Origin of the sequence: Achromobacter sp. Marseille-Q0513, from assembly GCF_018195695.1 — a bacterium.
Taxonomy (GTDB): Bacteria; Pseudomonadota; Gammaproteobacteria; order Burkholderiales; family Burkholderiaceae_B; genus Achromobacter.
Genome location: NZ_JAGTJY010000495.1, coordinates 1 through 493, shown reverse-complemented (window position 1 = coordinate 493; position 493 = coordinate 1). Strand labels below are relative to the sequence as shown.

The 493-nt window shown below is 72.4% G+C and carries 1 protein-coding gene; it reads left to right on the top strand.

Annotated elements, in window-relative coordinates; translation table 11 throughout:
* Positions 1–300 precede the first annotated feature (300 nt).
* The coding region (locus tag KDH83_RS31445) for a hypothetical protein (RefSeq protein ID WP_349291694.1) at positions 301–493 on the top strand (193 nt) is incomplete at its 3' end.

The following is a 493-nucleotide window of genomic DNA, read 5'->3' as shown; positions in this document are numbered from 1 at the left end:
GCGGCAAGCCGGTGGCCGAGGTCGACGGGCTGGTGGGCTATGCGCTGGCCCAGCGCCAGCGGCAATGGCGCATCCCGGGCCGGCAGCAGGCGGCGGGACCGGTGCGCATCAAGGCCCTGATCAATGGCGGCACGATCTCGGTGGCGCCCCGGATGGACTGACTGGCCGCGCGCCGGCCTGGGCAGAAGGCGGCGCGCCAGAGGTAGGCAGCCTATGGCGGTATGCGCTTCCCGTACACGTGGCCGACGCGCCTGGAGCATCGCGCTGGCTCTGTCGTGCGCGATGGCGCAGGCGGCGGACGTGCCTGATCAACTGGTGTCGTTCGGCGATCTCGCCGAGCGCGACGTATTCCTGGAAGTGAGCATCAACGGCGCCAATACCTCGCAACTGCTGCGGTTCCGGGATGCGCAGGGCCGGCTGTCGGCCAGCGCCGACGCGCTGCGCTCGATCGGCATCGACGTGCCGGGGCCGGACGGCGCGGCGGGCCGTCCGG